This is a genomic window from Paracidovorax sp. MALMAid1276 (assembly GCF_049198005.1).
Taxonomy (GTDB): Bacteria; Pseudomonadota; Gammaproteobacteria; order Burkholderiales; family Burkholderiaceae_C; genus Acidovorax.
In genome coordinates this window covers 1-8,819 of record NZ_JBMIRS010000194.1, presented here as the reverse complement: position 1 = coordinate 8,819, position 8,819 = coordinate 1, and the positions used below count along the sequence as shown (strand labels likewise).

The window sequence follows — 8,819 nt, the reverse complement described above, 5'->3', positions numbered from 1 at the left end:
TCGCGCGGTACGACCGCCTGCGCCCAGGGGGCCACCCTGGGCTTGTCGGCAGCACCCCGCGATCCTCGGTTTTCGCGCGTTTCGCTTCGATGCCTTCTACCGCGCAGACTCCTAGGCGGTGGCGGGGGCGTCAAGCCGCGGAGGGAGCACCTGCGGCAACAGAATCTGCCACGGCGCGTATGCTGCAAAAACAATAGCTTTCAGCGCTTGATGAATAAGCGCTGAAGCCAGTTTTGATTCAAATTTTTGGATCCTTACTGCACCAGCTTGGCCTGCAGCGTGATCTCCGGCACGGCCGCCAGCGCCTTGGACAGCGGGCAGTTGGCCTTGGCCTCGGCCGCCAGCTTTTGAAAGGCCGCGTCGTCCATGCCGGGCACCTTGGCTTCGAGCGTGAGGGCAATGCGGTCGATGACGAAACCGTCGCCCTCCTTGGCCAGGCGCACGGCGGCGGTGGTGGACAGGGTTTCGGTCTTGACGCCCGCCTTGTCGGCGGCAAACGAAAACGCCATGGTGAAGCAGGCGGCGTGCGCCGCGCCCAGAATCTCTTCGGGGTTGGTGCCCTTGCGGTCGTCGCCGAAGCGGCTTGCAAAGCCATAGGGGTACTTGTCGAGCGCGCCGGTCTCGGTGCTGATCTGGCCCTGGCCGGCCTTGCCGGCGCCTACCCAGTGAACACTGGCTCGTTTTTCAGACATGGGGTTCTCCTTGGTCGGTAGAGGGGCGACGAACAACAAGGGCGCCGCCACCGGTGCGCGGAGCGTGTGGCGACGCGCGGTGCGCAGTGCCTTGTCCGCCATCCGCGATCTCATCACGCACGGCGGCTGGCCCCTGTGGGACAAAGCCGCCAGTTCGGGCCGCGCTGACGGTGTCCGCTGCACCCGGCAGGCGCACCATGGCAATCGCCCCAAACGGGCAGCGCACCGCGCACAGCGCGCAGCCGGTGCAGGCCGGCGCATCGTGCAGCACCGAGCGCTTTTGCCCCCAAGCAGCCGGGGGCGCGTGGTCGCCATCGCCCGCCTGCACCTGCAGCGACAGCACATGGGGCGCGCACACCGCCACGCACCAGCCGCAGCCGGTGCAGCGCGCGGGGTCGATGGCGGGCAGGGCCTTGGGGGTGCGGCCGGTCATGGAAGGCAGTGTGCCGTGGCGGACCGGGCGCCACAAGTCCGGGCCCCCGCGGCGCCGCAGGCGCTGCAGATGCTGAATGCGCCGCAGGCGCTACAGGCGCTACAGGCGCTACAGTGCCGCCATGAGCGCACCCACCTCTTCCTCCCCGCCCGCCACCCTCGTCCGCCACCTCCTGGTATCGGGCCGCGTGCAGGGTGTGGGATACCGCTGGTCCATGGTGCAGGCGGCCGAACGCCTGGGTGTGGCCGGCTGGGTGCGCAACCGCAGCGACGGCCGTGTGGAGGCCTGCGCCTGGGGCCCGGAGCAGGCCGTGCTGGCCCTCATCGCCTGGGCGCACCAGGGCCCCGAGCCTGCGCGGGTGGACCGCGTGGTGGTGGGCAATGTGCCCGATGGTGGCGAGGCCCCGCAGGGCTTCACACAGCGCGAGACGGTGTAGCTGCGCCGCTGCTATGCGCGAAGACCCAGCTGCCTCAGCAGCTCCATGGCCCCTGCAGGCGCCCGCTCTTTGGCGCCGTTGATGAAGTACACGAACACATCGCGCGGCCGCTCGCCGCCGGTCCACGCGCGCACACCCTGGGCCCACTGCGCAATCGCCTTGGCCGGGTAGCCCGTGGGCACATCGGCCTGGCTGCGCATCAGCCGCAGGTAGGCGAAGTCCGCCTCGGCGTCCGCGATGGCCGGGAATTTTTCAGAGTCGGTGCACACCGGCACGCAGCCATGGCGGCGCGCCAGCGCCACAAATGCTGGCGTCGCAAAACTCGGGTGGCGCACATCCAGCGCGTGGCGCAGGCGCAGGCCATCCACCTCGCGCGGCAGCAGCGCCAGAAAGGCTTCGAAATCGTCCGGATCGAACGCTTTGGTCGGCATGAACTGCCACACGATGGGCCCGAGCTTGTCTTTCAGTTCGGAGATGCCGCTGTCGACAAACCGCGCGATCGCATCGCCCGCATCCGCCAGCACGCGCCGGTGCGTGGCAAAGCGGTGGGCCTTGAGCGAGAACAGGAACCCTTCGGGCGTTTCAGCGTGCCACTTGGCAAACGTGGGCGGCTTGAACGTGCTGTAGTAGGTGCCGTTGACCTCGATCGCCGTGAGCTGTCGGCTGGCGTGGTGCAGCTCCTTGCTGTGCGATAGGCCTGCGGGATAGAAGTTGCTGCGCCAGGGCTCGAAGGTCCAGCCACCGATGCCGACGCGGATGAGTGAGTTGCAAAGGGCGACGGCGGGGTGGTTGGCAGAGATCTCCATGGCGTTGCCCTCACGAATTCGTTCATGCCCCATCGCTCTTGGCATGCGGACCGCCACGCCATGGTCGCGCCGGCCCCTGCAGGGGGCGTGCCCACAGCGCACCGGGGCGCAGTGTGCGCAGCGGCTGCCACGCCCCTTAGCCGCAGCCCCTCAGCCCCGCCGCTGCAGATCGCGCGCGCCATAGGCGCAGTAGCCCGGCTTGGGGCTCTTCTTCTGCGGGTGCAGGCGGCAGGTCTCGGGCCGCTGGTCATACACCGTGCACAGCCGCGTTTTGGGGTCGAGAAAATTGCAGTCCCCACTGGCCCGCCGCGCCATCGTGAAAAGCGCGTTCTTGTGATTGAAGTGGTCGATCAACCGTGCCTTCTGCAGCCGCTTGGCAATGTGGCGAATTTCTTCATGCTCGGCCTCGAACGGGTCCACCAGTTCCAGCCGCACCAGGTCGGACAACTGCACCTCCAGCGGCATGGTGCAGCAATTGGCCGCACAGGTATCGCACAGGCCCGCGCGGTAGCGGGTCCAGGTGTCGAGGCGGTCGACGTCAACGATGGCAATGGGGGAGCGCATGTGGGTGGGATTGTGCCTGCGTGCAATACAGGGCGCTGCACTTGGTAACACTTGGGCCATACTCGCCAGACAGTTCACACCCCGCTGTCCACCCCTCCCACCACAAGGTCCGACGAGTGAGCGCATCGCCCCAAAGCCATCTCAGCGAAACCGACATCTGCGACCGTTTCATCACACCCGCACTGGTGCAAGCGGGCTGGACGCGCGAGCAACACATCCTGCGTGAATACACCCTGCGCCCCGGCCGCGTGGTGGTGCGAGGCCAGGCTTCCCACCGCGACAAGGCCTCGATGCTGCGGGCCGACTACGTGCTGTTCCACAAGCCCAACGTGCCCCTGGCGGTGGTGGAGGCCAAAGACGCCAAGCACTCCGTCGGCGCAGGCATGCCCCAGGCCATTCAATATGCTGAGCTTTTGGGCGTGCCCTTCAGCTTTGCCAGCAATGGCGATGGCTTTGTGTTCCGCGATGCCACCTTGTCCGATGGCATGCTGGAGCGCGACATTACGCTGAACCAATTCCCCACCCCTGCCGAGCTGTGGGCCAAGTACTGCGCCTGGAAGGGCTGGACGCCTGCGGTGGAGCACATTGCCGCCACCGACTACGCCCCTAGCAAAACCCCGCGCTACTACCAGCTCGGGGCCATCAACCGCACGGTCGAGGCCATTGCCGCAGGCCAAAACCGCGTGCTGCTTGTCATGGCCACGGGCACCGGCAAAACCTACACCGCGTTCCAGATCATCTGGCGCTTGTGGAAAAGCGGGGCCAAAAAACGCATCCTGTTTTTGGCCGACCGCAACATCCTCATCGACCAGACCATGGTCAACGACTTCCGCCCCTTCAAGGGCGCGATGGCCAAGCTCAGCCCCCATGCCAAGGGCGTGGAGCGGGTAGATGCCCAAGGTCAGATCACCGTGGAAGACGTGGACCTGGCCGTGAACAAGACCACCAAGGTGGTCGACAAAAGCTACGAGATCTACCTCTCGCTCTACCAGGCCGTCACCGGCACGCAAGAAGAGCGCAATATCTACAAACAGTTCAGCCCCGACTTCTTCGACCTTATCGTCGTGGACGAATGCCACCGGGGCAGCGCGGCCGAAGATTCCGCCTGGCGCGACATCCTCACCTACTTTGCCAGCGCCACGCAGATCGGCCTCACGGCCACGCCCAAGGAGACGGAAGACGTCTCCAACATCGACTACTTTGGCGAGCCGCTCTACACCTACAGCTTGAAGCAAGGCATTGAAGACGGCTATCTCGCACCCTACAAAGTGGTGCGCGTGGACCTCGACAAAGATACCTTCGGCTGGCGCCCCACCGAGGGCCAGCGCGACAAGTTCGGCCACCTCATCGAAGACCGTATCTACACCGGCGCCGACATGAACCGCAAGCTCGTCATGGAGCAGCGCGACGCCGTGGTGGCCGCCAAAGTCACCGAATACCTCAAGGCCACCGACCGCTACGCCAAGACCATCGTCTTTTGCGAAGACATCGAGCACGCCGAGCGCATGCGCAAGGCACTCAGCAACGCCAATGCCGACCTGTGCGCAACCCAGCCCAAATACGTGGTGCAAATCACCGGTGACAACCTGGAGGGCAAGCGCGAGCTGGACAACTTCATCGACCCCGAGAAGACCTACCCGGTCATCGCCGTCACCTCCAAGCTCATGAGCACGGGCGTCGATGCCCAAACCTGCAAGCTCATCGTGCTGGACCAGACCATCAAGTCCATGACGCTGTTCAAGCAGATCATTGGCCGGGGCACCCGCCTGCGCGAAGACCTGGGCAAAAGCTGGTTCACCATCCTCGACTTCAAGCGCGCCACCGAACTCTTTGCCGACAAAGACTTCGACGGCGAGCCCGTGCAGGTGTACGAACCACAGCCCGGCGAGCCCATGGCCCCACCCCCGCCGGTGGACTTACCCCCCACCGGCCAGCCCGGTGGTGCAGGCCCTGATGCGTGGCCCCTCACCACCGCAGGCCCCGGCGAGGGCGGCGCAGGCGCCGACGAACCCCGCAAATACACCCTCGGCAGCAACGTCACCGTGGCCGTGGCGCGTGAGCGGGTGCAGTACCTCAACGCAGACGGCAAGCTCATCACCGAAAGCCTGCGCGACTACACCCGCATCAACCTGCTCAAGAAATACGACTCGCTCGACCAGTTTCTGCAAACCTGGCAACAGGCCGACCGCAAGGCCGCCTTGCTGGCCGAGCTGGAGTCCGAGGGGGTTCTGCTCGACGCCCTGGCCGCTGAAGTGGCACGCACGGGCATGGTGGACCTCGACCCGTTCGATCTGCTTTTGCACGTCGCCTACGACCAGCCCCCGCTCACCCGCCGCGAGCGCGCCCAGCGCGTCAAAAAGCGCAACGTCTTCACCCAATACGGCCCCGTCGCCCGCAAGGTGCTCGACGCCCTGCTCGACAAATACGCCGACGAAGGCATCGCCACCATCGAGAGCAACGAAGTCTTCAAGCTCCAGCCCTTCACCGACCTGGGCAGCCCGGTGGAGCTGGTGCGCAGCTTTGGCGGGCGGCCGGAATACCTCAGTGCACTGCAGGCGCTGGAGCAAGCGCTGTACGCTACGCACCCGGCCCACTATTGAGTCGGCAACTTTGAACTTGAAAAAACCGTTCGGGCTGAGCCTGTCGAAGCCCTGCGCGGCGCTTCGACAAGCTCAGCGTGAACGGTTCAAGTTGAATCAAGCCGACTCAATACCAGTGTGCTGCCGCATTTCGCCAAATACTCCTGTTTTGATAGCTGCTAGCGCTTGTTAGATAAGCGATAGAGCCTGTTTTTACTTAAATCCCGCGTTCCATGTCCAACCTCACCCCCGTCATCAAATCCATCCAAGACATCATGCGCCAGGACTCTGGCGTGGATGGTGACGCCCAGCGCATCAGCCAGCTCACCTGGCTGCTGTTCCTCAAGGTGTTTGACGCGCTGGAAGAAGAACTCGAACTTACCCGCGACGATTACAAGAGCCCCATTGCCGAGCACCTGCGCTGGCGCCACTGGGCGGCCGATGCCGAGGGCATGACCGGCGATGCCCTGCTCGACTTTGTGGACAAACAGCTCTTCCCCTCCCTCAAGGGCCTGAGCGCCGACCCACAACGCAACCCACGCGGCTACGTGGTGCGCGGCGTGTTTGAAGACGCCTACAACTACATGAAAAGCGGCCACCTGCTGCGCCAGGTGGTCAACAAACTCAACGCCATCGACTTCAACCGCCAGGCCGAGCGCCACCAGTTCAACGACCTGTACGAGAAGATATTGCGCGACCTGCAAAGCGCCGGCAACGCGGGCGAGTTCTACACCCCCCGCGCCGTCACCCAGTTCATGGTGGACATGACCAACCCCCAGTTGGGCGAAAGTGTTATGGACCCGGCCACCGGCACCGGCGGCTTCCTCGTTTGCGCCATCGAGCACCTGCGCAAACAGGTGCACAACGCAGAGCAAGAAGCCGTGCTGCAAAACAGCATTCGCGGTGTGGAGAAAAAGCAGCTGCCGCACATGCTGTGCGTTACCAACCTGCTGCTGCACGGCATTGAAGTGCCCAGCCAGATCGTGCACGACAACACCCTGGCCCGCCCCCTGCGGGACTACACGGCGGCAGACCGCGTCAACGTCATCCTCACCAACCCGCCCTTTGGCGGCATTGAAGAGCCCGGCATCGAGGCGGGCTTCCCCGCCGACGTGCGCACCAAAGAAACCGCCGACCTCTTCCTCGTGCTCATCCAGCACCTGCTCAAACCCGGCGGCCGCGCCGCCGTGGTGCTGCCCGATGGCTTTTTGTTTGGCGAAGGCGTCAAGGCCCGCATCAAAGAACAACTGCTGCAGCACTGCAACCTGCACACCATCGTGCGCCTGCCCAACGGCGTGTTTGCGCCCTACACCGGCATCAAAACCAACCTGCTGTTCTTCACCAAAGGCCAGCCCACCCAGCACATCTGGTACTACGAGCACCCCTACCCCCAGGGCGTCAAAACCTACAACAAGACCAAGCCCATCCGCATCGACGAGTTCGATGCCGAAAAAGCCTGGTGGGGCACCGAGGCCGATGGCTTTGCCGCCCGCGTGGAAAACGAACGGGCCTGGAAGGTCAGCATCGACCAGATCAAGGCCGCTGGCTACAACCTGGACCAAAAGAATCCCCACATCGGTGAGCAGCAAAGCCACGACCCCGACGAGCTGCTGGCCGACTACGCCCGCCTGCAGGCCGAAGCCCAGGCCCTGCGCGACGAGCTCAAGGGCATCCTCGCCCAGTCTTTGGCCAAAACAGCCGCTAGCGCTTGAGGAATAAGCGCATGCTGCTATCAAATATGGAGCTAATCGCCACTGCCCCCGGTGGCGTCGCCAAGCTGCGCGAACTCATCCTCACCCTGGCCGTGCAAGGCAAGCTGGTGCCGCAAGACCCGGCCGATGAACCGGCGGGTGTGCTGCTGCAGAAGATTCGGGCGGAGAAGGATCGGCTGATCGCCGAGGGCAAGATCAAGCGGGACAAGCCGCTGGCGGAGATTGGGGAGGAGGAAAAGCCGTTTGAGTTGCCGCAGGGGTGGGAGTGGGTGAGGCTTGGTGACCTATGTTCCTACATCCAACGCGGCAAGGGACCTGTCTATGCGGAGAACTCTGAGCACCGCGTGGTGTCTCAGAAGTGCGTTCGTTGGCACGGCTTGGACTTGGCCCCCGCGCGATTTGTCACACCGGAATCCTTGGCAAAGTACGAACCGATTCGCTTCTTGCAAGCAGGAGATTTGCTTTGGAACTCAACAGGTACAGGCACTATTGGTCGCGCTTGCCTTGTTTCTTTTGAGCACGGTAGCGCTGGACTTGTTGCGGACTCGCACGTGACCGTTGTGCGGCCTTTGCAGATCAGCAGCTGGTTTTTGTGGCGATGGATTCAGTCCCCCTATGTACAGAGCGAGATTGAAGGTTCTGCATCTGGCACTACCAACCAGATCGAGCTGAACACATCTACTGTGGTCAGTCATCTGGTTCCACTCCCCCCACTCGCCGAACAATCCCGCATCGTCACCCGCGTCGAAGCCCTCATGCGCCTGTGCGATGCGCTGGAGGCCAAGGGCCAGCTGGAGGCCGCGCAACACGCCCAACTGGTCAGCACCCTGCTGGGCACGCTCACCGCCAGCACCACGCCCGAAGAACTGGCCGCCCACTGGCAGCGCGTGGCCCAGCACTTCGACCTGCTGCTGGACCGCCCCGAGGCCATCGACGCCCTGGAGCAAACCCTGCTGCAACTGGCCGTGCGCGGCCTGCTCGTGCCCCAAGACCCCACCGACGAATCCGCCAGCGCCCTGCTGCAAAAGATCCGCGCCGAAAAAGACCGCCTCATCGCCACCGGCCAGATCAAACGCGACAAACCCCTGCCGCCCATCACCGACGAGGAAAAGCCATTTGAGTTGCCGGTGGGGTGGGAGTGGGTGAGGTTTGATGAGTTGATTCACCCTCAGAAGCCAATTGCTTACGGTGTGCTTGTTCCGGGGCCAGACGTATCGACAGGGGTGCCATTTGTCCGTATTGCTGACCTTTCAATCACTAACCCACCTGAAAGACCGGAAAAAACGATAACCCCAGAGGTTGATGCTCAGTTCCCGCGGACTCGACTTGAGGGTGGAGAGATATTGATGGGCGTGGTAGGCAGTATCGGGAAGCTTGGCGTGGCACCCAAGACATGGGCGGGTGCAAACATTGCACGTGCTATTTGCCGAATTGTTCCAGCTGATGTGGGGCTTCATGAGTTTGTGCTCTTTCTGCTAGCAGGCTGCTGAAATACTCCCCACCGTCGTTTCCCGGTTGACGTCTTGCCAGGACAATTGAGGCAACCCAACCGACCAGACAGACAAGCCAGACATGCGCGGAGCCGACACCTTCACCG

General features: G+C 63.7%; 7 protein-coding genes and 1 pseudogene. 4 read left to right on the top strand and 4 right to left on the bottom strand.

What is annotated here, in order from left to right:
- Positions 1 to 254: 254 nt before the first annotated feature.
- Both ACOQFS_RS14415 and ACOQFS_RS14410 read right to left on the bottom strand, forming a co-directional pair.
- Positions 255 to 692, bottom strand: coding sequence for an OsmC family protein (locus ACOQFS_RS14415; protein WP_421563514.1), 438 nt, complete (start codon positions 690 to 692; stop codon positions 255 to 257).
- A 190-nt stretch (positions 693 to 882) separates the two neighbouring features.
- Positions 883 to 1,125 (bottom strand): annotated as a pseudogene (locus ACOQFS_RS14410) (ATP-binding protein); the annotation flags it as partial.
- Between the two features lie 121 nt (positions 1,126 to 1,246).
- Here ACOQFS_RS14410 and ACOQFS_RS14405 point away from each other — a divergent pair.
- The gene (locus ACOQFS_RS14405; RefSeq protein WP_421563513.1) at positions 1,247 to 1,561 is read left to right on the top strand and encodes an acylphosphatase; all 315 of its coding nucleotides are present in this window, start codon (positions 1,247 to 1,249) and stop codon (positions 1,559 to 1,561) included.
- Positions 1,562 to 1,572: 11 nt separating this feature from the next.
- Here ACOQFS_RS14405 and ACOQFS_RS14400 read toward each other — a convergent pair whose 3' ends face one another.
- Positions 1,573 to 2,367, bottom strand: a complete 795-nt coding sequence (locus ACOQFS_RS14400) for a DUF72 domain-containing protein (protein ID WP_421563512.1) — start codon at positions 2,365 to 2,367, stop codon at positions 1,573 to 1,575.
- Positions 2,368 to 2,517: 150 nt separating this feature from the next.
- A complete protein-coding gene (locus ACOQFS_RS14395; protein ID WP_421563511.1) occupies positions 2,518 to 2,931 on the bottom strand; it encodes a YkgJ family cysteine cluster protein in 414 nt (137 codons plus the stop codon).
- Positions 2,932 to 3,047: 116 nt separating this feature from the next.
- Between ACOQFS_RS14395 and hsdR the strand changes: the two genes are divergently transcribed.
- The 3 genes from hsdR (at position 3,048) to ACOQFS_RS14380 (ending at position 8,712) form a co-directional block, all read left to right on the top strand.
- Positions 3,048 to 5,531 (top strand): EcoAI/FtnUII family type I restriction enzme subunit R, encoded by a 2,484-nt coding sequence (gene hsdR / locus ACOQFS_RS14390; protein WP_421563510.1) that lies wholly within the window; start codon positions 3,048 to 3,050, stop codon positions 5,529 to 5,531.
- 212 nt (positions 5,532 to 5,743) lie between these two features.
- Positions 5,744 to 7,222, top strand: a complete 1,479-nt coding sequence (locus ACOQFS_RS14385) for a type I restriction-modification system subunit M (protein WP_421563509.1) — start codon at positions 5,744 to 5,746, stop codon at positions 7,220 to 7,222.
- 11 nt (positions 7,223 to 7,233) lie between these two features.
- Entirely contained in the window at positions 7,234 to 8,712 is a 1,479-nt protein-coding gene (locus tag ACOQFS_RS14380; protein ID WP_421563508.1) for a restriction endonuclease subunit S, read from the top strand.
- Positions 8,713 to 8,819: the final 107 nt, after the last annotated feature.

What these genes read in the sequence shown, in the direction of transcription:
- ACOQFS_RS14415 (WP_421563514.1), bottom strand. Translation starts at nt 692, where the DNA reads ATGTCTGAAAAACGAGCCAGTGTTCACTGGGTAGGCGCCGGCAAGGCC.
- ACOQFS_RS14405 (WP_421563513.1), top strand. Translation starts at nt 1,247, where the DNA reads ATGAGCGCACCCACCTCTTCCTCCCCGCCCGCCACCCTCGTCCGCCAC.
- ACOQFS_RS14400 (WP_421563512.1), bottom strand. Translation starts at nt 2,367, where the DNA reads ATGGAGATCTCTGCCAACCACCCCGCCGTCGCCCTTTGCAACTCACTC.
- ACOQFS_RS14395 (WP_421563511.1), bottom strand. Translation starts at nt 2,931, where the DNA reads ATGCGCTCCCCCATTGCCATCGTTGACGTCGACCGCCTCGACACCTGG.
- ACOQFS_RS14385 (WP_421563509.1), top strand. Translation starts at nt 5,744, where the DNA reads ATGTCCAACCTCACCCCCGTCATCAAATCCATCCAAGACATCATGCGC.
- ACOQFS_RS14380 (WP_421563508.1), top strand. Translation starts at nt 7,234, where the DNA reads ATGCTGCTATCAAATATGGAGCTAATCGCCACTGCCCCCGGTGGCGTC.